This is a genomic window from Pseudomonas sp. Root401 (assembly GCF_001425105.1).
GTDB classification, from domain to species: domain Bacteria; phylum Pseudomonadota; class Gammaproteobacteria; order Pseudomonadales; family Pseudomonadaceae; genus Aquipseudomonas; species Aquipseudomonas brassicacearum.
In genome coordinates this window covers 236,164-262,850 of the sequence record NZ_LMDO01000001.1, presented here as the reverse complement: position 1 = coordinate 262,850, position 26,687 = coordinate 236,164, and the positions used below count along the sequence as shown (strand labels likewise).

18 protein-coding genes and 6 pseudogenes are annotated in these 26,687 nt (G+C 60.0%); 9 read left to right on the top strand and 15 right to left on the bottom strand.

Going from position 1 to position 26,687, the window contains the following annotated elements; all coding sequences use genetic code 11:
* Positions 1-14: 14 nt before the first annotated feature.
* Genes ASC85_RS01155 through ASC85_RS01140 form a run of 4 tightly spaced genes read left to right on the top strand, consistent with a single transcriptional unit; the run spans position 15 to position 4,580 of the window.
* Positions 15-1,031 carry an ABC transporter ATP-binding protein gene (locus ASC85_RS01155; RefSeq protein WP_057447901.1) on the top strand — a complete coding sequence of 339 codons (1,017 nt, stop codon included), beginning with the start codon at positions 15-17 and terminating at the stop codon, positions 1,029-1,031.
* Entirely contained in the window at positions 1,028-2,017 is a 990-nt protein-coding gene (locus tag ASC85_RS01150) for an ABC transporter ATP-binding protein (RefSeq protein ID WP_057447900.1), read from the top strand. The genes ASC85_RS01155 and ASC85_RS01150 overlap by 4 nt, the downstream gene beginning before the upstream one ends.
* Positions 2,014-3,438 (top strand): M20 family metallopeptidase, encoded by a 1,425-nt coding sequence (locus ASC85_RS01145; protein WP_057447899.1) that lies wholly within the window; start codon positions 2,014-2,016, stop codon positions 3,436-3,438. Before ASC85_RS01150 ends, ASC85_RS01145 begins: the two co-directional genes overlap by 4 nt.
* On the top strand, positions 3,435-4,580 hold the full coding sequence (locus ASC85_RS01140) for a M20 family metallopeptidase (RefSeq protein WP_057447898.1): 1,146 nt from the start codon (positions 3,435-3,437) through the stop codon (positions 4,578-4,580). Before ASC85_RS01145 ends, ASC85_RS01140 begins: the two co-directional genes overlap by 4 nt.
* A 114-nt stretch (positions 4,581-4,694) precedes the next feature.
* Here ASC85_RS01140 and ASC85_RS32815 read toward each other — a convergent pair.
* From ASC85_RS32815 to ASC85_RS01110, 6 genes and pseudogenes are all read right to left on the bottom strand, one after another.
* Positions 4,695-5,105: pseudogene (locus tag ASC85_RS32815) on the bottom strand (IS4 family transposase); the annotation flags it as partial.
* A gap of 11 nt (positions 5,106-5,116) precedes the next feature.
* Positions 5,117-6,208, bottom strand: a pseudogene (locus ASC85_RS01130) (IS4 family transposase); the annotation flags it as partial.
* Positions 6,209-6,546: 338 nt separating this feature from the next.
* A complete protein-coding gene (mdeB, locus tag ASC85_RS01125) occupies positions 6,547-9,246 on the bottom strand; it encodes an alpha-ketoglutarate dehydrogenase (RefSeq protein WP_057447896.1) in 2,700 nt (899 codons plus the stop codon).
* On the bottom strand, positions 9,243-9,665 hold the full coding sequence (locus ASC85_RS01120; protein WP_057447895.1) for a hypothetical protein: 423 nt from the start codon (positions 9,663-9,665) through the stop codon (positions 9,243-9,245). The genes mdeB and ASC85_RS01120 overlap by 4 nt, the downstream gene beginning before the upstream one ends.
* Positions 9,666-9,721: 56 nt before the next feature.
* Positions 9,722-10,183: a hypothetical protein gene (locus ASC85_RS01115; RefSeq protein ID WP_057447894.1), complete on the bottom strand. Its 462-nt coding sequence runs from the start codon at positions 10,181-10,183 to the stop codon at positions 9,722-9,724.
* A gap of 175 nt (positions 10,184-10,358) precedes the next feature.
* On the bottom strand, positions 10,359-11,375 hold the full coding sequence (locus ASC85_RS01110; protein ID WP_057447893.1) for a 1-aminocyclopropane-1-carboxylate deaminase: 1,017 nt from the start codon (positions 11,373-11,375) through the stop codon (positions 10,359-10,361).
* Positions 11,376-11,574: 199 nt separating this feature from the next.
* Here ASC85_RS01110 and ASC85_RS01105 point away from each other — a divergent pair, with 199 nt between their 5' ends.
* The 4 genes from ASC85_RS01105 (at position 11,575) to ASC85_RS01090 (ending at position 15,007) form a co-directional block, all read left to right on the top strand.
* Entirely contained in the window at positions 11,575-12,084 is a 510-nt protein-coding gene (locus ASC85_RS01105) for an Lrp/AsnC family transcriptional regulator (protein WP_057447892.1), read from the top strand.
* 138 nt (positions 12,085-12,222) lie between these two features.
* The gene (locus ASC85_RS01100) at positions 12,223-12,741 is read left to right on the top strand and encodes a transporter suffix domain-containing protein (RefSeq protein WP_057447891.1); all 519 of its coding nucleotides are present in this window, start codon (positions 12,223-12,225) and stop codon (positions 12,739-12,741) included.
* 72 nt (positions 12,742-12,813) lie between these two features.
* Positions 12,814-13,944: an HlyD family secretion protein gene (locus ASC85_RS01095; protein ID WP_082534284.1), complete on the top strand. Its 1,131-nt coding sequence runs from the start codon at positions 12,814-12,816 to the stop codon at positions 13,942-13,944.
* Positions 13,934-15,007 (top strand): DUF2955 domain-containing protein, encoded by a 1,074-nt coding sequence (locus ASC85_RS01090; protein WP_057447890.1) that lies wholly within the window; start codon positions 13,934-13,936, stop codon positions 15,005-15,007. The genes ASC85_RS01095 and ASC85_RS01090 overlap by 11 nt, the downstream gene beginning before the upstream one ends.
* A 17-nt stretch (positions 15,008-15,024) precedes the next feature.
* Here the strand turns inward: ASC85_RS01090 and ASC85_RS33645 are convergent.
* The 5 genes and pseudogenes from ASC85_RS33645 to ASC85_RS32810 all read right to left on the bottom strand — a co-directional run.
* Positions 15,025-15,366 (bottom strand): annotated as a pseudogene (locus ASC85_RS33645) (ATP-binding protein); the annotation flags it as partial.
* 519 nt (positions 15,367-15,885) lie between these two features.
* Positions 15,886-16,221, bottom strand: a pseudogene (locus ASC85_RS33640) (response regulator transcription factor); the annotation flags it as partial.
* Between the two features lie 210 nt (positions 16,222-16,431).
* Positions 16,432-17,481 (bottom strand): annotated as a pseudogene (locus ASC85_RS33635) (sensor histidine kinase); the annotation flags it as partial.
* 1,294 nt (positions 17,482-18,775) lie between these two features.
* Entirely contained in the window at positions 18,776-19,948 is a 1,173-nt protein-coding gene (locus tag ASC85_RS01080; RefSeq protein WP_057447888.1) for an ABC transporter substrate-binding protein, read from the bottom strand.
* A gap of 228 nt (positions 19,949-20,176) precedes the next feature.
* Positions 20,177-20,314, bottom strand: a pseudogene (locus ASC85_RS32810) (AMP-binding protein); the annotation flags it as partial.
* Positions 20,315-20,518: 204 nt separating this feature from the next.
* On the opposite strand from ASC85_RS32810, the gene ASC85_RS01075 reads away from it, so the two are divergent.
* Positions 20,519-22,084, top strand: coding sequence for a methyl-accepting chemotaxis protein (locus ASC85_RS01075; protein ID WP_057447887.1), 1,566 nt, complete (start codon positions 20,519-20,521; stop codon positions 22,082-22,084).
* 558 nt (positions 22,085-22,642) lie between these two features.
* Here ASC85_RS01075 and ASC85_RS01070 read toward each other — a convergent pair.
* The 4 genes from ASC85_RS01070 to ASC85_RS01055 all read right to left on the bottom strand — a co-directional run bounded on the left by ASC85_RS01070 (position 22,643) and on the right by ASC85_RS01055 (position 26,646).
* Positions 22,643-23,422 carry an EAL domain-containing protein gene (locus ASC85_RS01070; RefSeq protein ID WP_057447886.1) on the bottom strand — a complete coding sequence of 260 codons (780 nt, stop codon included), beginning with the start codon at positions 23,420-23,422 and terminating at the stop codon, positions 22,643-22,645.
* A 134-nt stretch (positions 23,423-23,556) separates the two neighbouring features.
* Positions 23,557-24,435 carry an efflux RND transporter periplasmic adaptor subunit gene (locus tag ASC85_RS01065; RefSeq protein ID WP_057447885.1) on the bottom strand — a complete coding sequence of 293 codons (879 nt, stop codon included), beginning with the start codon at positions 24,433-24,435 and terminating at the stop codon, positions 23,557-23,559.
* Complete coding sequence (locus ASC85_RS01060; protein WP_057447884.1) at positions 24,432-24,647, bottom strand: DUF1656 domain-containing protein; 216 nt, start codon at positions 24,645-24,647, stop codon at positions 24,432-24,434. Before ASC85_RS01060 ends, ASC85_RS01065 begins: the two co-directional genes overlap by 4 nt.
* Positions 24,637-26,646: an FUSC family protein gene (locus tag ASC85_RS01055; protein ID WP_236712300.1), complete on the bottom strand. Its 2,010-nt coding sequence runs from the start codon at positions 26,644-26,646 to the stop codon at positions 24,637-24,639. The genes ASC85_RS01060 and ASC85_RS01055 overlap by 11 nt, the downstream gene beginning before the upstream one ends.
* Positions 26,647-26,687: the final 41 nt, after the last annotated feature.

Below are 26,687 nucleotides of genomic sequence, written 5' to 3'. Positions count from 1 at the left end.
GAGGAGTACCTAACATGGCACTACTCCATGTAGAAAACCTGCGCGTGGATATCCCCATGGGCAACAGCCCGACGCCGGATGACACGCTGCATGCAGTTCGCGGCCTGAGCTTTGAAGTCGAGCGCGGTGAAATGCTGTGCATCGTCGGCGAATCCGGCTGCGGTAAATCCTTGACGTCGCTGGCGCTGATGGACCTGTTGCCACGCAAGGCCAAACGTACCGCGTCGCGGCTGACGCTGGACGGTATCGACATGATCGGCCAGAGCGAACGGCACATGTGCGACCTGCGCGGCAATCGCCTGGCGATGATCTTCCAGGAACCGATGACCTCGCTGAACCCGGCCTACAGCATTGGCGATCAACTCAGCGAAGTGCTGACCCGGCATCGCAAGGTCTCGCGCAAGGATGCCCTGGTTCGCGCCGGGCAGATGCTGGAGAAAGTCGGCATCAGCAATGCCACCGAGCGCTTGCGGCAGTATCCGCATCAACTGTCTGGCGGTTTGCGCCAGCGGGTGATCATTGCCATGGCGTTGATGTGCGAACCGGACCTGATCATCGCCGATGAGCCCACCACTGCACTGGACGTGACCATTCAAGCGCAGATCCTGCGCCTGATTCGCGACATTCAGAAAGAACTCGGCCTGGCGGTGATCTTCATCACCCACGACCTTGGGCTGGTGGCACGGATCGCCGATCGGGTCGCCGTGATGTATGCCGGGGAAATCGTCGAGACCGCCCCTGCCCTGCAACTGTTCGAGAACCCGCAGCATCCGTACACCCGTGGTCTGCTGGCCAGTATTCCAATCCCTGGCCAGACCAAACCGGGTGAGGCGCTGGGTTCGATTCCAGGCCTGGTGCCGAGCCTGGTAGGCGAACAGCAAGGTTGTGCCTTCCGCAATCGTTGTGGTCAGGCGATACCGACCTGCGCGCAGGACATCCCCGAAGTCGAACAGAACGGACACATGGCCCGCTGCCTGTTCGCCGCACCGGCGCCGGCACCGATTCGCCTTCAGGAGCGTGCACAGTCATGAAAAAAGACATCGTTTTGGAGCTGTGTGACATCCGCCGCGAGTTTCGGATCAACCAGGGCTTTTTCAAACCCGCCGCCACCCTGAAAGCCGTAGATGGCGTTTCCCTGCGTCTGATGCGGGGCGAAACCCTCGGTCTGGTAGGCGAGTCCGGTTGCGGAAAAAGTACCCTGGCAAAGCTACTGCTCGGTCTGTTGCCGCCTACCAGCGGCGATGTGCTGGTCAACGGCAAACACCTGGCGGCGACTGATCGCAAGGCAATGTCCCGGCACATTCAGCCGATATTCCAGGACCCGTATTCCTCGCTGAACCCACGCAAGACACTGCGCGAGATCATTACCCTGCCGCTGATCGTGCATGACATCGGCAGCCCCGCCGAGCGGCGCAAGAAGACCGAAGCGATGCTTGATGTGGTCGGTCTGCCCAAGCGGGTGATCGACAGCTACCCGAGCCAGCTGTCCGGCGGACAACGCCAGCGAGTCGCGATCGCACGGGCGCTGATCATGCGCCCCGATGTGCTGATCTGCGACGAGCCCACCTCAGCACTGGATGTGTCGGTGCAGGCGCAGATTCTCAACCTGCTGCAAGACCTCAAGCGCGAATTCGGCCTGACCTATCTGCTGATCAGCCACAACCTCGCGGTCATCGAACACCTCGCCGACCGGGTCGCGGTGATGTACCTGGGGCGCATCGTCGAAGAGCGTACGCGCGAATCGTTGTTTGCTGAACCCGGCCACCCCTATACCCGCGCCTTGCTGGATTCGGTACTCACGCCCGATCCGCACCTGGGCATTCCCGATATCGGCCTGCACGGCACCTTTCCCAATCCGATGTCACCGCCGTCCGGTTGCGCTTTCCACCCGCGCTGCCCGAGCTGCTTCGCACCGTGCAAAACGGCCTACCCGGCCAATGATTCCATTATCGGGGGCAACGTGCGTTGCCACCTTCACGACAATCCTGCCCAAACACTGGAGCTCGTCCACTCATGAGTCGTTCATTGGCCATCAGCAACACCACAGAGCAATTCGACAACGGCGCCTTTTTCAATCTGCTCGAACGTAGCGTCGCCTTGCCCACCGAAAGCCAGGCAACGGACAGCCAGCCCGAGTTGTATCGCTACCTCAATGACTTCATCACCCCCCACGTCAAGGCGATGGGCTTCAGCGTCAATATCTATGACAACCCGGTGGCAGAGCGTGGGCCCTTCATGATCGCCACCCGCATCGAGCATCCAGAACTGCCGACCGTACTCAGCTACGGCCACGGTGATGTGGTGCGCGGCTATGAGGCGCAATGGCGTGAAGGCCTGTCACCGTGGCAAGTCACGGTCGAAGGCGATCGCTGGTATGGCCGCGGCACGGCGGACAACAAAGGCCAGCACCTGATCAACCTGACCGCGCTGGAGCAAACGCTCAAGGCTCGCGACGGCAAGCTGGGTTTTAACGTCAAACTGCTGTTGGAAATGGGCGAAGAAGAAGGCTCTCCGGGCTTGAATGCGTTCTGTGCCGCCCACAGCGAAGAGCTCGCGGCGGATGTTTTCATCGCCTCGGACGGCCCGCGCCTGGCTGCATCCCGACCGACGATTTTTCTCGGCTCGCGCGGGGTGTTCAACTTCGAACTGGTGGTCAATTTGCGCGAAGGCGCCCATCACTCTGGCAACTGGGGCGGCTTGCTGGCCAACCCTGGCATCATTCTGGCCAATGCCATCGCCAGCATGATCGATGAACAGGGCCGGGTGAAGGTGGCAGGCCTGCAGCCCGAGACACTGCCGGAGCCGGTTCGCCAGGCGCTGGCCGACATTGACGTGGGTGGCGGGCCGGGCGATCCGGACATCGACGCCAACTGGGGTAACCCGCAGCTCTCCCTGAGCGAAAAGGTGTTCGGCTGGAACACCCTCGACGTCATCGCCTTCAAGACCGGCAACCCGGACGCCCCCGTGCATGCGATCCCTGGTAAAGCCAATGCCCACTGCCATATCCGCTTCGTGGTGAACAGCGACTACACGACCTTCATCCCGGCTGTTCGTGCCCACCTGGATGCTCATGGCTTCAGCAATGTCGAGGTCAAGCCAAGCCGCATCGATGTGATGCATGCCACTCGGCTGGACCCGCAAAGCCCGTGGGTCAATTGGGCCCTCAGCTCCTTGACACAGACCACCGGCAAAAAGCCTGCGCTGCTGCCAAACCTCGGGGGTTCGCTGCCCAACGACGTGTTCGCCGACGTGCTCGGCCTGCCAACATTGTGGGTGCCGCACTCGTACCCGGCCTGCTCGCAACATGCGCCGAACGAGCACTTGCTGGCACCGGTAGTCAAAGAAAGCCTGCAAATCATGGCCGGCCTGTTCTGGGACCTGGGCAACGACGCGGCACGCCTGGCTCAGGAGCATCAGTTGCGGGAGCAGGCGCAATGAGCGCCACGCCACAACAGGCGCTGGACTGGCTTGCCGGCCAGCGCCACGCCATGGAAGCGCTGCTGCAGCGTATCGTCGACACTGACTCCAATAGCTATGACAAGGCCGGCGTCGACGCGGTGGGCGCGCTGCTCGCGGCGGAACTGGAAGCCGACGGCATCCTGCTCAAGCGCATGCCGGTCGATGGTTTTGGCGACGTGATGCTCGCCGAAGTGCCAGGCACCTCTGGAAAGCCGGTGCTGTTGCTGGGCCACCGCGACACGGTGTTCCCCAAAGGCACCACCTCGACTCGCGGCTACAGCCGCGACGCCCACCTCGCCTATGGCCCCGGCGTCGCCGACATGAAAGGCGGCCTGGTGCTCAATTGCTTCGCCCTCAAGGCACTCAAACGCGCCGGTCCGTTGCCCTATCCGGTGCAGGCTCTGTACACCGGTGACGAAGAAATCGGCTCCGGCAGCGCCAGACCCCATATCGAAAACGCCGCCCGTGCCGCCCGTGCCGTGCTCAATACCGAACCCGGCCGGGCCAGCGGCAACGTGGTCAGCGCACGCAAAGGCGGCGCCACGCTGATCATCGAAGTCAGCGGCCGCGCGGCGCATGCCGGGGTCAACCATGCCGACGGCGCCAGTGCCATCGAAGCCCTGGCGCGCAAGATCGTCAAGCTGCATGCCTTGACCGATTACGCGGCAGGCATCACGACCAATGTTGGCCTGATAGCCGGTGGCACCTCCAGCAACACCGTCGCGCATAGCGCCTCTGCCCGGCTGGACGTGCGCTTCATCGAACTCGAGCACTGGGATCAGATTTTTACCGCGATCCTGGGCATCGTCGCGGAAGAAGAGCTGATCGGCACCCGCGCCATCCTCAAGGAGGCGACAACCTTTCTGCCGATGGAAGCCTGTCACAGCGAACGGCTGCTGCACATCTACCAACAAAAGGCCCTGGCGCTGGGTTTCAGTGTGGAGGGCGAGTTCACCGGTGGTTGTGCTGACTCTGGATTCACTGCCAGCCTGGGCATTCCGACGCTGTGTGGTCTCGGGCCGGTGGGTGGCAAGGTTCATACCGAGCGTGAGTACCTGGAACTGGATACGCTGGTGCCTCGGGCTCTGGCGTTGGTGGCGACTATTCTGGCTGTTGGCTAGGGCAGTTGGGGCTTTTTTGGGGAAGAATCTATTTGCGTTTTTCTGGATGGGTGGTGTGTATATCCGTTTTTTTGGTAACGGCGGCTGGCGGTTCCGCTCTTACAGCCAGCCCTTTCAAGGTCTTTTGGCTTTAGCGGCCTTGAGCACCCGATCCGTCGACACGTGAGCATTCGCGGCTTTGCCTTCCAGCCACTCTTTGGATTTGGGCACCTTCGGGCCCCGTTTGCTCTTGGCGACGGCTTTGGGTAAGACGTTTTTCGCCAGCATCAGTAGGTACGGAGCCAGCCCATCTGCGGGGATGGGGATCGATAAGGGCTCTGGCGGCAAGGCAATCTGCATGCCCTCATATCCGCTGCGTACCTGTACCGTCAGGTGAAAAATCGATGCTTCCCAATCGTCGGGCACGGTCTGACGATGGGCCTGTTCGACGCTGCGCTTGAGCACCGCCAAGACGTTGTAAGCCAGCACTGCGGATGCAAACCCGAGCAAGGCTGCCTTGGGGTTGCCCAAAGTTTCGATTTCACTGCGGGGATGGGGATCGATAAGGGCTCTGACGGCAAGGCAATCTGCATGCCCTCATATCCGCTGCGTACCTGTACCGTCAGGTGAAAAATCGATGCTTCCCAATCGTCGGGCACGGTCTGGCGATGGGCCTGTTCAACGCTGCGCTTGAGCACCGCCAAGACGTTGTAAGCCAGCACTGCGGATGCAAACCCGAGCAAGGCTGCCTTGGGGTTGCCCAAAGTTTCGATTTCACTGTCCAGCACCGATTCCAGGCGCTGGAACATCCCTTCGATGCTCCAGCGACGGCGGTACAAATCGGCGATTTGCTCAGCACTGATCGAGTCGGGCAAGTTGCTCCAGAACAACAGCCTGGTGTCGCCAGACTCGGTAGGGCTTTGCAGGGTCAGTTCGATACGCCGCCACTGGCGACCACCTTGAACTTCGATGATTTGCTCGCGCACGCTACCTGCCGCGACCGCGACAGGCTCCTGCCAGTCGTTTTCCTTAAGCAGGCGTGGATGCTTGCTCGGCTCGCGGATGATGAACGAAGCCCTGGCATCTTCGCAGGCCTCCATGACGGGGAGCGTGCAGTAGAGTCGATCAGCCATCCACAGTTGCCCCGCACAAGCCTTTTTCAGCAGGGGCAGTACGCTGACACGCTCACTGGCGTAGGCATCTTCACAAGGCTGCAGATCGACGACCTGGTCCAGATCGGGGTCGTAGACCACGACGGAAAAACCAGGCCGGGCRGCGCCACGCTCACGGCGCAAAGCGCCCAGGCGTTTTTCGCTAGAAGGCAGGTGGTTGCCGTCGACGACCCGCAGTTGCCAGCCAGGCAAAATGGCTGAGTGCCCCAGCTCTTTTATCGTTGGGGCCAAGCGCTCTGCGCTGCCGATGATCAGAGCGCGCAACAGCGCAGGCTCTGTCCGGCTGATCTTGTCATACAGCGCCGCCARACTGACAGGAAGGTCTTCCATCTGCCGCGCAGCGGCATGCAGTGAAGGCCGCAAGCCCAAYGAAACAAGGGACATCAGCTCAACGATGGTTGAGAACAACAGCTCACGCGGGTACTGCCGTTGACGATGTTCTTCGAACATCTGATCGATCCATTCGGCAGGAACAGCNGAAACAAGGGACATCAGCTCAACGATGGTTGAGAACAACAGCTCACGCGGGTACTGCCGTTGACGATGTTCTTCGAACATCTGATCGATCCATTCGGCAGGAACAGCCTGCTCCAGAATCGCTCTGGTCATGACACTGGCCGGTGCTTTTTTCTCAAACCGCGCTAGAACTTCTGCCCACATCGCTTTCGTCACCCTGACTGGAGTTTTGTGGGATTTTATCAAAGACCTTGAAAGGGCTGGCCGTAAGGGCGGAACCATAAGCAGCCGTTACCAAAAAAACGGATATACACACCACACCTGAAATCCCGAAAATTCGATTCTGTCCAAAGCCGGCCTCAAGCATCCCAAGGGGCCACCGCGTCCACATCAATGGCGTACCGCTCAATGGCCTCGGCACACACACTGGCATCGAGGCGCCCCATGTGCATCAGGGCAGTCAGCGCACTCAAGACAATCTGGTGGCGGTCCACTTCGAAGAACCTGCGCAACTGGTCGCGGGTATCGCTACGGCCAAACCCGTCGGTCCCGAGTACCGTGTAGCGGGCATCGAGATAACTGGCGATCAACTGCGGCAAGGCGCGAACATAGTCAGTGCAGGCAATGATCGGCGTCGAGTCATTGAGCGACGCCTGGACATGACTGCAGCGCGAAGGCTGTCCAGGATGCAGTCGATTCCAACGTTCCACTTCACGGGCATCACGTGCCAACTCGGTGAAGCTGGTAACGCTCCAGACCTGACTGTCGATGCCCCAATCGCTGGCCAGCAACTCGGCGGCGGCAATCACTTCGCGCAGGATGGCGCCGGAACCCAACAACTGGACACTTCCACGCGCATCCTCGACTTCATGCCGGGCGAACCGATACATGCCCTTGATAATCGCCTGTTCGACACCATCGGGAAGGCTGGGCTGCGGGTAGTTCTCGTTCATCAAGGTGACGTAATAAAACTCGTCCACCTGACGCTCCAGCATCTGGCGCATGCCATGGTCCAGGATCACCGCGAACTCGCCGGCAAATGCCGGATCGTAAGCACGGCAGTTGGGGACCATCGCCGCCATCAGATGACTGTTGCCGTCCTGGTGCTGCAGACCTTCGCCACCCAATGTCGTGCGGCCTGCGGTGGCCCCGAGCAGAAAGCCGCGGGCCCGTTGATCCGCCGCCGCCCAGATCAGGTCGCCGATGCGCTGGAAGCCGAACATCGAGTAGTAGATGTAGAACGGCAGCATCGGCAAGCCATGCACCGAATAGCTGGTCGCCGCTGCAACCCAGGAGCTGATTGCCCCGGCCTCGCTGATGCCCTCTTCGAGAATCTGGCCGTCCAGCGCTTCTCGATAGCTCAGGATCGAACCGATGTCTTCCGGCTCATATCGCTGCCCCACGCTGGAGTAAATGCCGATCTGCTTGAACAGGCTGGCCATGCCGAACGTACGCGCTTCATCCGCCACGATCGGCACGATGCGCGGACCCAGCTGTTTGTCCCGCAGCAAACCACTGAGCATTCGAACGAACGCCATGGTGGTGGACATTTCCTTGCCTTCGGCAGCAACAGCAAATGCGCCATAGCTGCTGACGTCAGGCACCGCCAATGATTCGGCAGTCGAAGGACGCGATGGCATATAACCACCCAATGCACGGCGACGCTCATGCAGATAGCGCATTTCAGCACTGTCTTCATCGGGTTTGAAGAAGCTCAACAAGGCGGCCTGTTCATCGGTCAACGGCAGGTTGAAACGATTGCGGAACGCGATCAGCGCCTCCCTGTCGAGCTTCTTCTGCTGGTGCACGGTCATCTTGCCCTGCCCGGCATCGCCCATGCCGAAGCCCTTCTTGGTCTGCGCCAGAATCACGGTGGGTTTCTTGCCTTCGAGCAGCGCGCTTTGATAGGCGGCGAAGATCTTCACCATGTCGTGACCGCCGCGTTTCAGGCGGTCGATCTGCTCATCGGTCAGGCCTTGTGCCAGCTGCGCCAATGCCTCGTTCTGGCCAAAGAAATGATCACGGTTAAAGCGCCCATCTTTTGCCGCGAACGTCTGGAACTGGCCATCGACGGTGCTCGATAGCGCCTTGACCAGCGCGCCATCCGCATCGCGCGCAAACAAGCCGTCCCAGTCGGCGCCCCAAACCAGTTTGATGACGTTCCAGCCTGCACCACCAAACAACGCCTCCAGCTCGTCGATGATGCGACCATTGCCACGCACCGGCCCGTCCAGCCGTTGCAGGTTGCAATTGACCACCCAGACCAGATTATCCAGCCCTTCCCGCGCGGCCAGCGTCAGTGCCGACATGCTTTCCGGCTCATCCATTTCGCCGTCGCCAAACACGCCCCAGACGGTTCGCCCGGAGGTGTCTTGCAGGCCTCGATGCTCCAGGTAACGCATGAAGCGCGCCTGGTAGATCGAGCTGATCGGACCAATGCCCATGGAACCGGTCGGAAACTGCCAGAAGTCCGGCATCAACCAAGGATGCGGGTAACTCGACAGACCTCGGGCACCCTTGGCGCGCGCGCTGATCTCTTGCCGATAATGCAGCAGGTCCTTTTCTTCCAGGCGTCCCTCGAGGAACGCCCGGGCATAGACCCCTGGCGCCGAGTGCGGCTGATAGAACACCAGGTCGCCACCGCTGCTTTCGGTTCGCGCTTTGAAAAAATGGTTGAAGCCCACTTCGAACAAATCCGCCGCGCTGGCATAACTGGCGATATGGCCGCCCAATTCGCCATAGGCATAGTTGGCCCTGGCAACCATGGCCAGCGCATTCCAGCGCATGATCGAGGCCAGCCGTTCTTCGATGGCCAGGTCCCCTGGAAATACCGGCTGGCACTCAACGCTGATGGTATTGATGTAAGGCGTGCCATGGCTGGGCCGCCAACCGATGTCCGAGGCGCTTGCCACAGCCACCAGCATGTCGAGGATCTGTTTGGCCTGTGCCGTGCCGCTATGGGCGATAACCGACAGCAAGGCGTCCCGCCATTCAGCAACTTCTTGAGCATCTTCGGTGGTCTGATCCGGCCATTGGGCACGAATATCGGACAGGTTCATGGGCATCTCCTGCAAATGTCGGGCAACGCTTCCAGGTGGCGCAAATAGCTCAATCGGGCGAGTTTCTTGACTTGCTCTACCGCGTCAATGACGGAGCGCTCGGCCCAGCTGTCTTGCCCTATCTGGTAGATGCACGGGTTGCCAATGGAAAGATTGTTCAACAGATACTCTTCAAGTTCACCGCAAACGAGAAAGCTGTAATCACACCCCGCTACGTGTACTTCAACGCACCTGTCGGCCCCAATTTCCGAAGGCTCGACCTGTACCAGCGCGATATTGTCAAAACAGCTGAACCCATGATGCATCAGGTCAATATGATCACTGTCAATTGCGGACACGATGACAACGATGCGGGTACAGCTTGAAGGTTCACGCATCCACTTCATGGTTTTAGAACGACAGTCGGCAGATCGGCTCATGAGTGTGGCCTTTCCATTGGGGTCATAAATTCAGGCGTGTGTGGCGATGACTTTCGCTAGATGAAACAACGCTCTTGCAACCCACTTTTCACCAGTGTCCGGGTCACCGATAAAATCTCTTCCACCTGCTTATCGATCGCTGCATGGGAGGCTGTGTCTTCCAATTTGAGGACACGCAGTGGGTGACCGCAGACTGATCCCAGCCAGGTGAGACGGGGTATCGGGCTGACTTCGACATCCAGTAAAAAGCAGCCTTTGGATACGCCGCGCAGCAGTTGGCTGGCCCGGCAAGTGGTCGCCGACGCTGCATCTATCGGGTTGGACCCAAACTGCAACCAGTCGAGCATAAACGCCCTGGATTGCTGGACCACCAGATAAGCAACCTGGTCCCAGTCGTCGATCTCCATATGCAACTTGTCAATCAGGTACTTGGGCAACGCGGCGCTGGTCACGATGACGACCCCGGTATCCGCCAGCGGTTCTTTCACCCAGATTGCAGACTGCGATATCGCATGCATGGTGGTACTCCCGGCGTGATTCCTGAGCCTAAAGGCTGACACAATTCCCTGTGGGAGCGAGCTTGCTCGCGATAGCGATTTGTCAGTTACCTCTGTAGGCACTGAACCAACTCAATCGCGAGCAAGCTCGCTCCCACAGGGGCTCCCACAGATGACTCCAAAAGCACTTCTACGCTTAGCCGTTACGAAACAGGAAGCTGTAGGCGTTCAGCGCCGGCGCCCCACCCAAGTGTGCGTAAAGCACTTTGGAACCTTCGGGGAATTCGCCACGACGGACCATTTCAATCATGCCGTGCATCGATTTACCTTCGTACACCGGATCTGTCAGTACCCCTTCAAGGCTGCCGCACAGTCGGATTGCTTCCAATGTGCCTTCGTTGGGCAAGCCATATTCCGGGTAGGCGAAACGCGTATCGAGCACCACGTCCTCTTCCGTAATCTCGCGCCCCAGCTCCACCAGCTCAGCCGTATGTCGGGCGATGCGCAGGATCTGTGCCTTGGTCTGTTCCGGCTTGGCCGAAGCATCGATACCAATCACATTCTTCGAACGACCGTCAGCCGCGAAACCGACAACCATGCCCGCCTGCGTACTGCCGGTCACTGAGCAGACCACGATGTAGTCAAACTTGAAGCCCAGTTCTTTTTCCTGCTGCCGCACCTCTTCGGCAAAGCCGACGAAACCGAGGCCGCCATAGGGGTGCTCGGAACAACCCGCCGGAATCGGAAACGGTTTGCCGCCCTGCTCCACGACATCGCTCATGGCCTTTTCCCAACTTGGCCGAATGCCAATATCGAAGCCAGCGGCGTCAAGCCGCACATCAGCGCCCATGATCCGCGACATCTCGATGTTGCCTACGCGGTCATACACCGCGTCGGAATAGTTCACCCAGTTTTCCTGCACCAACACGCACTTCATGCCCAAGTGGGCAGCGACGGCAGCGACCTGACGGGTCTGGTTCGACTGGATGCCGCCGATGGAAACCAGCGTATCGCAGCCTTGCTCGATCGCTTCGGGAATGAGGTATTCGAGCTTGCGCGTCTTGTTCCCACCAAAGGCCAGGCCACTGTTGCAGTCCTCACGTTTGGCATACAGCTCGACCTTGCCGCCCAGATGTTGACTGAGGCGCTTCAAGGGCGTGATGGGCGAAGGACCGAAGGTCAATGGATAACGTTTAAAACGATTCAGATTCATGACTCTGCTCCTTGATATTGGATATCCAAGCGCCAGACCGAAAGGAAAAAGGCCGCATTCCTGGCTCTTTCCGGAGGGGCTTCGATGAGTTCAATATTAAGAAGAATACGAAAAATATGTGTTGCAAGTTTCCATCACATAAAGAAACATAACTTTCTAAACAGCAGACAAAACATACTTTTATTGCGCAGAAATCGATATGAAAGCAACAAATACTCACAAGAAGCCAGGCACCACAGAGCCAGTGCCGCATCCGCTGGATCGAACTGACCGCGCCATTCTCAAGACCCTGCAACGAGACGCCTCCATCTCCAACGTGGCGCTGGCAGAGAAGGTGAAATTGAGTGCCCCTGCTTGCCTAAGGCGCGTCGAGCGGCTCAAGCAGGTCGGCCTGATCAAGGACATCGTCGCCCTGCTGGACAATGAAGCGCTGGATGCGGGGATGGTGGTCTTGATCGGCGTGGTGCTGGACCGCTCCACCCCCGAATCCTTCGCCGCATTCGAGGCGGCCGCACAAAAGGTGTCCGGCTGCATGGAGTGCCATGTGGTGACGGGGGAGTTCGACTACTTCATGTTGCTGCGCACCAAGGACAGCAACAGTTTCAACCGGCTCCACGCGGAGCAATTGCTTTACCTGCCCGGGGTTCGCCAGATTCGCTCGTTCATGGGCTTGCGCCAGGTCTTGTCGACAACCCACATCCCCCTTTGAGGCTCCGGTCAGCCCGAGCAGGCATCGGGGGCATGCGCAGAAAAACTGACACGACTGAATGCGTTGGCAATCCAGCTGCTAAGCTCAATTTCGCTCCAGACCACAACCAATAACAATGCTAAAGAAAGGTAAGGCAGCATGACCACGGCACAGTCTCCGGCAACGTCTGCGAAATGGCGCTTCAAGTTAGGCATCGCCATTCTTTGTCTAATGCTCACGTTGTGGTTGTTGGTGCCACTGGCAGCGGCAGCGGATGTGCCCCGCTCCACCATCGCCGCTATCACCGGCGCCCTGTTCATCATCAACAAAGTGTTGTTGCTGCTGGTGATCGCCGTGATGGGCAAGGCGGGTTTTCAAGAACTCAAGCAGCATGTGTTCCGCTATGTGTCGGGCCTTGTGCCCAGCGCTGAGAAAGAGGTAAGCGTGACCCGCCACCGTATTGGCCTGGTGATGTTCTGCTTGCCGTTGGTGTGTTCCTTTCTCGAACCCTATGTCGACACCCTCGCGCCCGGTCTGCGCCCCAATAGCTGGGCATTGCAACTGCTGGGCGATGCACTGTTGGTTGGCAGTTTCTTTGTACTGGGTGGCAATTTCTGGGAGAAATTGCGCGCGCTGTTTATCCGAACCGCACGGGTCACTGCCTCCGACCCGGTCTGAGTCAACGCCCGGATCGCCTCCCCCGGCGCGCTGTCAGTTGTTCTTGAAGCGCCATGACTTACAGGTGCCGATATGCCCGAAACACAGAATCCTCCCGTTTCCGTCGAGCCTGAGCGCCAAACTGAACCGCCTCCTGAAAAGCCCGCGCCAGCCAATCCGCTGCGGCGCATTGCACGAGGTGTGGCGGTGTTGATCGTCGTGCTGTTTACCCTCTCCATTTTTATGGAACGACGCACGCCCTCGACGTCGCAAGCCGTGGTGCAAGCCTATGTCGTGCAAATGGCTGCCGAGGTGGGTGGTCGTGTGACTGAAATTGCGGTGCTCGACAATGCCCGGGTGAAGACTGGCCAGGTGCTGTTTCGTATCGACCCGCAACCCTACAAGCTTGTCGTCAACGAGGCTGAAGCGCGGCTGGAAGAAACCGGCCAGGCGTTGGGTGCCAGCACCGCCTCGGTGGATGCCGCCCAGGCACAGTTGGTGTCGGCGCGCGCGCAGCGTGACAACATACGCGAGCAAGCCAGGCGGGTGAACCAATTGGTCGAGCGCGGAGTGTTCGCCCCGGCGCGCCAGGATGAAGCCAAGGCCTCGCTGAGCTCCGCCGAGGCGGCCGTGAGCAAAGCCCAAGCCGACCTGGAACGGGCGCGTCAGCAATTAGGGCCCAAAGGCAACGACAACCCGCAATTCAAGCAAGCCCTGGCCGCGCTGGAAAAAGCCCGGCTCGATCTGGTGCGTACCGAAGTCATTGCACCGGCCGATGGCGTGATTACCAATCTCCAGCTCGCCGTGGGTCAGGTCGTCAGCGCTGGCCAACCGGCACTGACCTTCATCGACAGAAGCACCGTATGGGTGTCTGCCGCCTTCAAGGAAAACAGCCTGGAGCATGTGCAGGCTGACGACCCGGCGGAACTGGTGTTCGATGTATTGCCAGGCCGCGTGTTCAAGGGCCGCGTTGAAAGCGTCGGCTGGGGTGTCGCGCAACAGGATAGCAGCAACTCCGCCCTGCCCTCGGTGCGCAACGACAGTGGTTGGGTGCGCGACCCGCAGCGCTTTCCGGTGCGCCTGCTCGTGGAGGAACCGCACCCGATCGGCCCGCGCTACGGCTCGCAGGTGACCGTGGTGATCTACACCGATGACAACCGCATGACTAACGCGCTGGGGGCATTTATGGCACGCCTGGGCGCCTGGCTGAATTATGTCAATTGATGGGCAAGCTGCGCTGGAGCAGCTGCGGATAAAACGCCAGGGATTGCGTGTCGCCCTGGCAGCGACCGTGGGCCTGTGCACGGGTCTGGTCCTGGGCGACATCCTGCCTTTTCTCGCGCCCTTGTTCGCCATCCAGTTCCTCTTGGCCAGCCGCCGCGCACCAGCGTTGTCTCAGGGATTGATAACGTTGCTGGTGAGTCTGCTGACCGGCGCACTGCTGGTGTGTATGACCAGCATGCTCGGTGAGCGGCCGTGGGTGCTCCTGCCGGTGCTGTGGCTGTTTTATTTCGCCTGTTTTACCGCGCAAGGCCAACAACTGGGCGGCGCGGGGCCGGCGCTGATGCTGGTCATTGCCATTGTGGTACCGATGCTCGATATCGTGCAGCGCGATCTGGGCGAGTCCATCGTGCTAGTGCTGGTCAAGGCGGTCAGCCTGGGTTTGTTGCTGACTTGGGGCGCCCATGCGCTGCTGCCCGACCCTGCTGGTGAATACACCGACCAGCAAACCGCACAGCCGCGCGAGCTGACTCTGGTGATTCACCAGGCCATGGCCAGCGCGGCGATTCTGCTGGCGATGGTTGCCCTGTGCCTGAGCGACCCGCGGCTGGCCACGGCGATGGTCGTCCCCATCACGGTGGCCTCGTTGCTTAGCCAGTTTTCGCTAGGCATGAGCAGCCGCACCGCCCTTGGCCTGGTGATGGTCAACCTGCTGGGCGGGGTGGTGGCCTCCCTGGCCTTTACGCTGTTCGAACTGCGGCCGACCCTGTGGCTGGTGGCGCTGATCCTGCTGTTGGTAAGCCTGCTGTTTGCCGGCAAAGCCGCCATCGGCAACACCGCTGGCAAAGTATTCGGCGGGGGGCTCATGACCTTCCTTATTCTGTTCGGGCTCGGTGTATCACCATTGCCGACGGAAACGCCCCAGCTGTTTTCCACCCGGATCGCCTACGTGTTGTTTGCGGTTGTCTATGCCATTGGCCTGGCCGCGCTGCTGTGGCCAAGGGCAGGCGTCATGCCGGCCGAGGCGGCCAACGCCCATCGCAGCCTATCGTCCGTCGACCATTAGCATCTGCGGTCCAGTGTTCATCGCTTACTCAACGGCGCATCAAGGGGAATATCGAGGATAAAGGTAGCGCCCTGTCCGACCCCGTCGCTGCGCACGCTCAAGCTGCCACCCATTTCCTGCGCGGCCAGCGCGCAGCTGTGCAGGCCAAAACCGTGACCTTCTTTGCGCGTCGTGAAGCCATGGGAAAAGATACGCGCCAGGTGCTCGGGCGCAATCCCATTGCCGTTGTCGGCCACGGTGATACGCAATACTGCCCCGTCAGCGAGGGACGCGCCGAACGTGACGCATCGGCTGCGATCGATCACGCCGTCCAACGCCTGCTTGGCATTGTTGATCAGGTTCACCAGAATCAGCAGCATCCGGTGCCGGTCCAGGGGCAGCAGGGGCAAGTCGGCAATGTCCTTGACCACCGTCACCTCCTGGCGCGCCAGTAATCCAGCACTCATTCGCAAGGCATCGTCGATCAACTCTGCGACCGGCACTGTCTCGACAATACTGACAGCAACGGCATAGGACTGCTGGGCAGCGACAATGGTCTTGATGTGGTCAATGCCTTTGGTGAGTTGCCCGAGTTCGTCGATAATGCCCTGTTGCTCTTGCGCCACCACTTTCGCCAGCTTGAGCAGGTAATCAGGCAGCATCTTCCCCTTGTGGTCTTTGGTGAGAAAGTCGCTCAGGTCATGGGCGTGTTCGTTCATCATTTGCGCCACTTTGCCCAGCCCCTGGGCCTTGGAGGTGCGCATCTGGCTGCTGACCAGTTCTGCCGATACGTTCACGCTGTTGAGGACGTTACCGACGTTGTGCAGCACAGTCGTAGCGATTTCGGCCATGCCCGCCTGACGGGACTTTGCATTCAATTCGGTTTGCACCTGGGTCATGCGTAGCACCGCCCGTACGCGAGCCTTGAGCTCCAATGGCGAGAAGGGTTTGGCGATATAGTCATCGGCGCCACTCTCCAGCCCGGAGACGCAGGCCTCGCTACCGCCGCGGGCGGTCACCAGGATCACGGGCAAATGGGCAAAACCGGGGCTGCCTTTGATTCTGGCTGTCAGGCCGAAGCCGTCGAGCTTCGGCATCATCACATCCGAGACGACGACATCGATGGGCCGACGCTGCAGGAGTGCCCAGGCCTGCTCTCCATCAGTTGCGGTGGCGACGCTGTAGTCGTCGCGCAACAGCTCGCGGAGATAGCCAAGCATTTCCGGGCTGTCGTCGACTACCAGCACTTTGGATCGCAAGGCGTGTTGCGGGTGCTGCTCGTCCGCTTCTTCCATCGGCGCCCGGTCATTGCGAATGCCAAGGCGACCGTCGTCGAAACGCAAGTGGCGCTGCTCGGTTGTGCTTGCCGTGCTCGGTGACGATCGCTCGAGCATATCGCTGACTTCGGTCGGTACGGTGTTTTGCTCAGCCCCCAGCGGAAGTCGAACAAAGAAGCACGAACCCCGTCCGGGCTCGCTGTTGACGCCGACTTCGCCGCCCATCAGTTCGACCAGATCCTTGACCAGGGCGAGGCCGATGCCGGTGCCGCTGTAATGGCGCGTGGCGGAATTGTCGATCTGGGAAAAACGCTGGAACAGCAACGGTAGTTTGTCAGGCGCAATGCCAATCCCCGAGTCTTGCACTGCAAATTCAAATCGCTCGCCATCAAGCGGAGTGACTGCCAGGTGCACGGTGCCGCCAGCGGGCGTGAACTTGATGGCATTGCTCACCAGGTTGAGGAGAATTTTCTCGAAGTGCCGGGGGTCCAGGAACACCGTGCCGAGCGCGGGATCGATGCTGCAGGTCAAGGTGCAGCCTTTACCCTCGGCCACCATGGCGGCATCCTCGGCCAGCACACCCACCGTCTTGTTCAAGTCAACTGGCATCGGATACAACTCAAACTTGCCCGCTTCGGCCTTGGAGAAATCGAGGATGTCGTTCACCCGGTTCATCAAGCGCAGCGCGTTGCGTTGGGCGCGGTCGATTTGCACACGCCAATCCGCCGGCGGGGTGGTCGCCGCCGAGAGCTGCTCCAGAGGGGCGAGAATGAGGGTCAAGGGCGTGCGTAGTTCGTGACTGACCGTGGCCACGAAATCGCTCTTTGCCTGGTTAGCCGTATCGGCCTGGTTGCGCGCCTGGATGAGTTCGATGGCCTGCGCCTCGAGCACCTCGGTCTGGTGGTGCAGCGTGTCGGTCCGTTCGGCGACCATTCTCTCCAAAGAAGCCTGGACTTGTTGTCGTTCGGCTTCGGCCTCGGCCTCCAGCACCCGGATGCGCAGGGCATTCTCCTGGAACACCCGTACGGCGCGGGTCATGATTCCGATTTCGTCGCCGCGTTCGGCGCTGGCGATCTTTGCGTTCAAGTCGCCGGCCGCAAGCCGGCGCATGACCGAGGCCAGGGCCACGATGGGCTGGGCGACAAATCGCGACGTGCTCCAGGCGATGGCGCCGGCCAGCAGGATGGCGACGGTACCCGCAACGATCGTCGCAAGCATGCCGCGATCATTGTGGATCAAGGCATCGGAGCGTGCCTGGCCAGCGAAGCGCGCCACCAACAGGCCGGCGCTCCGTGCCTCGTTGCGAACCTGGTCGCGCGCGCCGCTCAAGGCGTTGCTCGCCTGATGGAACCGGGCGAATGCCGCTCGGTAGCCGGCAATCTGATCGCTGACAGTCAGGGGGGTAGCCTTGGCTTGCAGCCCCGCGGACGACGGGAGAACGCGCGCGAGACGGGAGAGCTCGTCCAGGATGCCGCCGACCGAGCCGGCGACCTCGGCCGACGGTGACAGGCGAAACGACAGGGTCTGCGCCTCCAGGGTGGCAACACGCTCGGCAAAACGCTTGGACAACGCGGCGGCATTGTGCAGCAAACCGGTTGCAGCCTGAATGTCGCTTGCGTCATGGACAACCTGCCCTTCCACTTCAGCCAACATTGCCTCGAGGCGCTCGACCACATCCCCGACGGCGGCGAGCTGCCGCAAAGCCTCGTCTCCCCGGAGCTTGGGCGCCTCGCCAAGGCGCTCGAGCGCCAGACTGACCGCAGCGACCGCCGTCGCCAACTGGTCCACGTTCTCTCGCTCCTGCGGCGCCGTCATCAACTCGCGCAATTGCTCGACCACCGGCGGGAGTGCCGCGCTGGCGTTGCGCGCCGCGGTGGCGGCCGCCCCATTACCGGTCACCAGCATCTTGGCCACATTGGCGATGATGATCCGTTCGCCGTTGCGCAGGATATCCAGAATGCGGTGAGCACTTTCGATGTTGCTCACCCGCGCCTCGTGCTCAGCGGCGCGGGCGTCGATCCCCTTCAGCCCATCGGCGATGCCCTGTTCGACGAGGATCGTCGCCTCTCGCATCCGGCCATAGTGGGCTGTCATGTTCTCCGTTTCGCCATCCATGGTCAGGGTCGCCGCTCGCAAGGTGGCGATCGCCGCAGCGAGCCGTTCCAGACTGCCCTTGAGCGATTGCGCCTCTGCCACCGCAATGGCGGAGAGGCCGGCGATCGCCGTCGCCACCATGCCTTCGGCCTGGGACAGGCTTTCCTGGTCGCGGGTGGCGATGAAGTTTTCCACCCGCCCGGTGGCACCGTTGACCGAGGCCAGAATTTCCGCGGAATGGCTGGCGGAATCCACCGCACGAACCATGCCTCGCAGGCCATAGAGGTTCACCAGCGATACCACCAGCATCAGGAACACCAGCGCGGCGACCGCCAGGCCAATCCTGACGGCAATGGGCCTGTCCGTGGAGGATTTGAATGTCAACATGGCGCCTCGCCTCCTCGCTCCACGCCTGCCACTACTGCTTCGTCACCTCCGGCAAAGGCGTCGGCGGCGCCGTATTGCTGATGGCCGCGTCAATCATCGCCGCAACGGAAGCCTGGCTGTAGGGAGGATTGGCAGCGCCGCCCACCGGCATCGTGGCGAGCCAGGTGTCCAGGTCTTTCGCATCGATGCGTACCAGCGGCACCTCGACGAACTTCGGCACTTGCTTGCCCGCCAGAATCTGTTGGGCCACCCAAAAACCCACCTGGGAGACGCTCGGGGAAGCGGAGACAGAGACGGTCTCGTAGCCATTGGCATCGCGCTCCTGTTTCCACAGGGCGAGTTCGTCCTGACGGTTGCCCATCACGATGATCGGCAAAGGGCGTCCCGCCGCCTTGAACGCCATGGCCGCGCCATAACCGTCACCGCCCTGAGTCGCAACGGCATCAATATTGGGCAGCGACGGCAGCGCCAGCGCCACCTCCTTGCGTGCGACAGAAGCCGTCCAGTTCCCGTATACCGTCTTGGCGAACTTCAGGCCCGGATAGTCGCCAGCGGCCTTGCGAATGCCATCGCTGATATTTTTATCGGTGGCATCGCCGGCAATACCGCGAATCTCCAGCAGCGTTCCGTTCCCCTTGAGGCGCCCGGCGATATAGTCCATTTCCACGCGGCCCATGGCGGACCAGTTGTAGTCCACGGTATAGACGCAGGGTTCGGTGACCAGGCTGGCCATGACGACCACCACGATGCCGGCGTTGCAGGCATCGCGGATCACCCCGTTGAGGGCCGTGTCGGACGCAGCCAGGATGACGATGGCGTTGGCGCCCTTGACGATCATGTCCTGGATATGGGCCGCTTGTTCCGATGCCGAGTTATTGGCGCTGACCACCGGAGCCTCGCGGATCAAGCCATCCTTTTGCGCCTGGGCCGCAATCTCCTGCCAGTTGCGCACCATCACCTTGCGGAAATCGCTGCCCGCGTAGGAGTTGCTCAAGGCAATGCTATAGCTTGCGGTAGAGCCGCCGGCGATGCCCGCGTCGGCAGCTTGGACTGGAGGGGTGGCAAGCAGCGCCAGCCCGGTCACGCAGCCGGCCAAGCGCCAGAAGATTTTGTGGGCGTTCGAAATACGCCGATGGACACGCGTTACCAGACTGCGCATTCGACCATTCAGATAATGGAACCGGGCATGAAGAACCGGACACATACAGACTCCTTTCCTTGGTGGGCGACACGTGAAACCAGTACATTGCCTGCAGTGGCAATGAGCATAGTCTCAACGTGCCCGCTTCGCGCGGCCATGGAAGGATTTCGGCCAACTGAGTGCCCCGCAGGGTCACACTGGCTACGACACCTGGGTGAGCGAGCGCGGTACCAAGCTTTTGGGCGGTCGGTGCTCAAAGCGGAGCGGCCTGCAGCGAATAGCCAATGACTATCAAACGTCGCTTCTCGGTGCTCCCTGTTCCTCTACGCTGATTTCACGCATGCGGAATTTCTGCACCTTGCCGCTGACGGTCATGGGGAAATCATCAACGAACTTGAAATGGCGTGGCGCTTTGAAGTGAGCGATCTTGTTAATAAATGAGCTAGCCTCATCGATTCTAACAACGATTTTTTAATCAACATCAAGTCGATATTCACAAGCGCGTTTCGGCCCCATAAATAATTCAGAAACCTAAATACAACTCATTGTTATAAAAGAATTTTTTATAACAATGCACTCATTTTTCTTGAACACTGGCCGATGGCCTTTTCACGGAATCAAGGAACAGTCGGAATGAGAAATAATCAGCCAGTTACGCAGCGTGAAATTTCACTCGCGCCTCAACAGAAACTCATCTCGACGACCAATGAACGAGGCGTTATCACGTACTGCAACGACGCCTTCGTCGAGATCAGTGGGTTTGATAGAGCCGATCTAATTGGCGCTCCGCAAAATATCGTCCGCCATCCTGACGTCCCCCCTGCCGTTTTTGCCCATATGTGGGGTGCGCTCAAGCAAGGACGCCCGTGGATGGGTATCGTCAAGAACCGTTCCAGGAACGGCGATCACTACTGGGTCAACGCCTACGTCACACCGATATTTGAAGGCAGCCAGGTGGTCGGCTTTGAATCGGTCAGAGTCAAGCCGACGACTGATCAGATTCGTCGAGCTGAGTCCCTGTATAAGCGCATCAGCCAGGGAAAACCAGCCGTCCCCCGCCAAGACGCTTGGCAAGCGTCCCTGCTGGATTGCTTGCCGTTCTTAGTCATGGGGCTGGCAGGCACCATGGGCGGCTTGTTCTTCAGTACACCCGTTGCGATTGCCGTGGCCGCAGGCATCGCCGTGCCGATCGGCTTGCTCTCTTCACGCTGGCAGATGCGAGGCACTTTGCGCCTGCTGCAGATGGCAGAGCCCTCAACTTCCGACTTACTGATTGCTCAGATGTACAGCGATGCGCGCGGACCACAAGCGCGCCTGGAAACCGCCTTCGTCAGCCAGACTTCGCGCCTGAAGACTTGCCTGACTCGCCTGCAAGACACCGCTGAGCAACTCAGCAAACTGGCGGAACAATCCGATGTACTTGCCACGGACAGCTCCAAAGGGCTGGATCGTCAGCGCGTCGAAACCGAACAGGTGTCTGCCGCGGTCAACCAGATGGCCGCGACCACCCAGGAAGTCGCCAGCCACGTCCAGCGCACGGCTGACGCTACTCAACAAGCCAACCTGCTGACCAATCGCGGCCGCGATGTGGCCCGAGACACCCGAGAGGCGATCGAGCGCCTCTCCGCCGCGGTCGGCGAGACAGGCCTGACCGTTGCACAGCTGGCCAAAGACAGCAATGAAATAGGGACAGTCGTTGACGTGATCAAAGGAATCGCCGACCAGACCAATCTGCTGGCATTAAATGCCGCCATCGAAGCCGCGCGCGCCGGCGACATGGGCAGGGGTTTCGCCGTCGTGGCCGATGAGGTTCGTCAACTGGCCCAACGCACCGCGCAATCCACCACCCAGATCCATGATCTGATCACCAAGCTCCAGGCGTCGTCCAACAACGCCGTGCAGACCATGGAGAGCGGTCATCGTCAGGCCCAGGAAGGCGTGACCTGGGTACTGGAGGCAGACAAGGCATTGGTGGGCATCAGCGAAGCGGTCTCCCACATCACCGAGATGACCACCCAGATTGCCGCGGCCACTGAAGAGCAAACTGCCGTCGCCGAGGAAATCAGCCGAAACATTACGACCATTGCCCACTTGGCCGATAAAACCTCGGAACAGGCGCACCAATCGGCAGATCTGAATAAGGAACTGACCAGGACCGCGTCCACGCAATACTCATTGGTCGAGCGGTTTAACCGATAACCGATCTTTCTTCAGGGGGAAGCCCGCCTTACGCGGGCTGTTGAGGGCCGGTTTTTTCGCTTCCGTAACGTGCTTTTCACGAAATATTTACATTACGAAGCACAGATTGAACAGACAAAAGGATTTGACCCCATACAGAGAGCCCGTCATGCACGGGCTTTTTGTTGTCTGACATTCCAGCTGCCAAGCTCGCCACTTCTCGAATGGAGTCGATGAACATGCATGCAAGGTAATCCCGGTTTTCAGCACCCTGTTTAAATTCAATGGCCTACGGTGGGATGATACCAATCTGCCTGTACATTTTTTGAGCACCCGTTAAAAGGCTCTGCCTACCTGGCCTCAGCGCGGTTATCCACAGACATACTCACGGATTTCTTGGATAACTGGATGGCGTCAGGGGCACTCTGGTCGGAGTGAACCTAAGGGTCTATGCTCGCCGTATTCCGCAAGCTGCTAGCCTGCCTTTTACGTCCCGACACTCGACCTGTAGATCCCCCGACAACACCATCGTCGTTTACACCCGACATACCATCACTATGGTAGAAACTCGGTGAAGGATTAGCGCACCAAGTCAAAGCATCCAGCCGGGAGATGACCGACCTCGGGCCTTGCATACAAATATCCCTGCATCAGCTCGATCCCCATGCCTAGAAGCGTCGAGCTTTCTTCACGGGTCTCGACACCTTCGGCGATGACCAGGATATCCAAGCGCCTGGCGACCAGGATGATGCCTTCGACGATCGCTTGTTTGACCGGTTCTCGATCGATGCCCCGGGTCAGTGCCATGTCAATCTTCAGCACCTGCGGCTGGAACATGGCCAGCAGGTTAAGGCCCGAATAGCCCGCGCCAAAATCGTCGACGGCGGTAATGAAACCCTGGCGCTCGTACTCCACGAAAATCGATTTGAGGTGCTCAGGGTCTACCACCTTCTCGCCTTCGGTCACTTCGAACATGAGCCTTTCTGGCGGGAAATGGGTCAGGCGCGCCGCTTCCAGGGTGGCCCGGATACACGTCTCTGGTCGGTATACGGCGTTGGGCAGGAAATTAATGCTCAGCAAGCAATCGGGAATATCCAGCAAGCCCAGCCTTGCAGCTTCCTCGATGGCTTTCACCCGGCAGGCCTGGTCGAATCGGTAGCGGTTGCTGTCGTTCACGAGCCCCAGGATGTGGCCAGCCGATTCGCCATTGACGCCTCTGACCAACGCCTCATAAGCAAACGCAGCGCGTGTCCGCACGTTGAAAATAGGTTGGAAGGCCATGGTGAAATCAAACCCCAACGCCTCGTGGTTGCGGCATTCGGCGCAGCCAAGCGATTGGAACGGAGGGCGTTTCGTCATGATCAATATTGCGTGGCGGTCGTGATATCCCTGCGGTTACAAGGAACTGTAGCCGACACCATCTGAGTCGGCGCGGGTCGAGGTTTCTGAAGCGCCATCGGCCCCCAACGCTTATCTTGGTCGGTACGGAATGCTTATCGAACTGTATTGGGGGGGATGATCTCAACACTCGCGGTCATGCCAGCGGCCAATTCAACGCCTGCTGGCACCCTATCGATATGGATACGAACCGGGATCCGCTGCGCAAGACGCACCCAGGTAAATGTCGCCGCCACATTTGGCAGGCCGAGATGACCTGGCGAATCGTTACTGTTCTCGATACCGCGACCGATGCTTTCGACATGTCCCGACACAGGCTGATCAAAGCCCATCAGCATGATCCGCGCCGGTTTGCCGACGTGGATCTGCCGGATCTTCGTCTCCTCAAAATAGCCAGTAACCCAGAAGCTCGCCGCGTCGAGGACAGCAACCGTTGCCGAACCGGCCGTCGCATAGTCGCCAGGCCGCAACCTCAGGTTAGTGATATAGCCATCGACCGGCGAGCGGATAGTAGAGCGGGCGAGATTGAGCTTGGCGAGGTCCAGAGCCGCCAGCGCTGCTTGGTAGGTGGCGCCCGCCACTGCAGCCGCGCCTCCTGTTTGCTGAACATCCTCCTGGGACACGATATCGCGGAGTTGGCCGCGCCGCCGCGCCGCCGCCTGGCGAACGAGCCTATCCTGACGCTTGGCTTCGACGTCGGCTTCGGCCGACGCCAATGCGAGCCGGTACCGCTGCGAGTCGATCACGTAAAGAATGTCACCCCGATGGACATACTGGTTATCAACGATCGGGACGGCACTCACAGTACCGGAGACTTCCGGTGCGATTTGCACGACATCCGCGCTCACTCGCCCGTCGCGAGTCCAGGGCGTTCGCTCGTGATGGTTCCACGCCCCCAGCGCAATGAGCGTGGCGCCAGCAACGAGGCAAAAAGTCAGGGCATAGCGGCTGAGCAAGGATAGAACAGGCTTCAAGATAAGTGTCCGATTGAGGGCAGGTGCTGCACGAGCAAACCGTAGATGAGCGCGAAAATGGCGAGTTCGACGAGCGGCCAGTGAGCGAACAGGCGGTAGATGCCCACGACGCGGAGGCCGCGGATTATCGCGACGGTGGTAAAAATGGCGACGAATACCAGCGCCAGTAAACCGGGGATGAGGACGCCACCGACGTCGAGATCAACGATCATGAGGCGCACTCGCCGTATGACTGGAACCTAGGGCAAACCTAAGGTCGATGAGCAGGTCGGCGATCCGCGAGCGGTCGTTGATCGAGCGGTCAGCGATCATCACCTGCAAGGTCTCGATACGCTGGTCAATACCGATCGGATCAACATGCGCCTTAAGGTCTCTGGCGCTGAAGCGTGCGGCGATTGCGCAAAGCAGCTCACCGAGTTTTTCGGCAATGTCGCCGTCGACCTGCGGGATGATCTTGCGAAGCGATCCAACAGCGTGGCCGACACGCAGATGGTGCAAGGTATCGTCGAGAACATCTGAATAGCCTTTGTTGGACACCCGTAACCTGGGTAGCAGCAGCGCCGTGCGATCGATCATAAGGTTCGTCCAATGCCGGTCATCAGGTACATCACCCAGCGCTCGACGGCTGACGCCCCTGCGACTCAATCGAAGCAACCGGCTGATCGCCGCGTCGACCGGGACGGTCTGGAACAAGGTCATGCTGACCGCCCCGAATCCGACCGCCGCGAAGAGCGCAACAACAGTATTGAGGGATGCAGCGAAGTCGCCGGCGTAGGTGGCGCGCAGCCCCGAAAGAATCGGGATGGTCAGGGTGATACCGAGCGCCATGAACGTTGTCGGCGGATGCGCTTGCAGGGAACCCGCGAACAGGAACGTCGGTGCTAGCACTGCAACAAGAAGAGCGAAGTCCGTGACCTGAGGAAGAATGACGAAGCTGTAGGCAAAGCTGATGACCACCCCATAGATCGAGCCGAGCATATATTTGATGACGTTAGGGGCTGGCGCATCGACATTCCCGAACAGCGTGCAACATACGCCGAAAATCGATACGGCCGTCGCGCCCTCAGGCCAGGCCGAGCAGATCCAGAAAGCACAGCTGATCAGGATGCCGACGATGGCACCCAACGCGGCCCGGCCCGCCATCCAGCGATCGCGGTGATAGATGTAGCCCTTCGCGGGCTTGGGCCAATGAAGCTCTGTCGCCTCGTGTGATGGGTCGGCAGTCACGATGTGGCGCCCCAGGTTGTCGCAGTCCTGGAGCAGGCCGATCATTTCGCCAAGATAACCGGCGAGATTAGCGGCGAGCCTGACGCCAGGCGCTGCGGCGTCTACGCCGAAATGTTTGTTGATCGCCCGCGCGCGGGCGATTAAACACATTGCGACGCCCTCCCGGTCGACCGCCTCGACAGCTGGGATCCACCTCGCGATATCATCGAGCAAAGCGACCAGTTCATCGGGCAAGTTGTAGCCGCCCATACCCAGGGAATGGATCCGGTCCTCGATCTCCGCAGCGAGCGCAAGCAGTCGCGCCAGCCGGTCATGGATCAGCTGTACCGACTCGTGCCGCAGCGCAGGGGCCGGATCATAGGGTAGGTGCGTTGCAAGCCCCTGAAGGGCAAGGAGATCCACTGCGAGCTGGGTGCGGTCGCGACGATTCTCGCTCGGCGTTCCCTTCAAGGCGTCAGCCGCCAACTGACGGGCGTCCCGCAGTGCCGCCAACAGCTTGCCAATGAACTGACCCGTCATACGCTTGGGCAGGATGTAGCGATGCACTAGAACCGCACACAGTATCCCGATGGAGATTTCCTGGACCCGCACGGAGGCCGTATCAAACACCGTGCCTGGATCAAGGACGCAGGGAAATCCGATCAGGCTCGCGGTATAACCAGCAAGAACGAAAGCATAGGCCCTTGGCGTGCGATCAAGCAGCGAGAAATAAAGACACAGGCCGATCCAGCAAGCGAGCACCACGCTGCATACGATAGGGTCGTTCACGAAATTCGGAATGATTGCCACCGTTGCCGCCGCCCCGACGAAGGTTCCCACGAAGCGATAGACACCGCGACTGAGCGACGCACCCGCAGAGGTCTGCGAGACGATGTAGACGGTCACTATCGCCCAGTAGGGATTGGCAAGTCCTATACGCAGCGAAACATAGTAGGCCAACATCGCCGCGGCAAAGCTCTTCGCCGAAAACAGCAAGGCGTCCACATATGCCCTCATGGCAGGGGTTCGCAGGAGGGACCCCACCG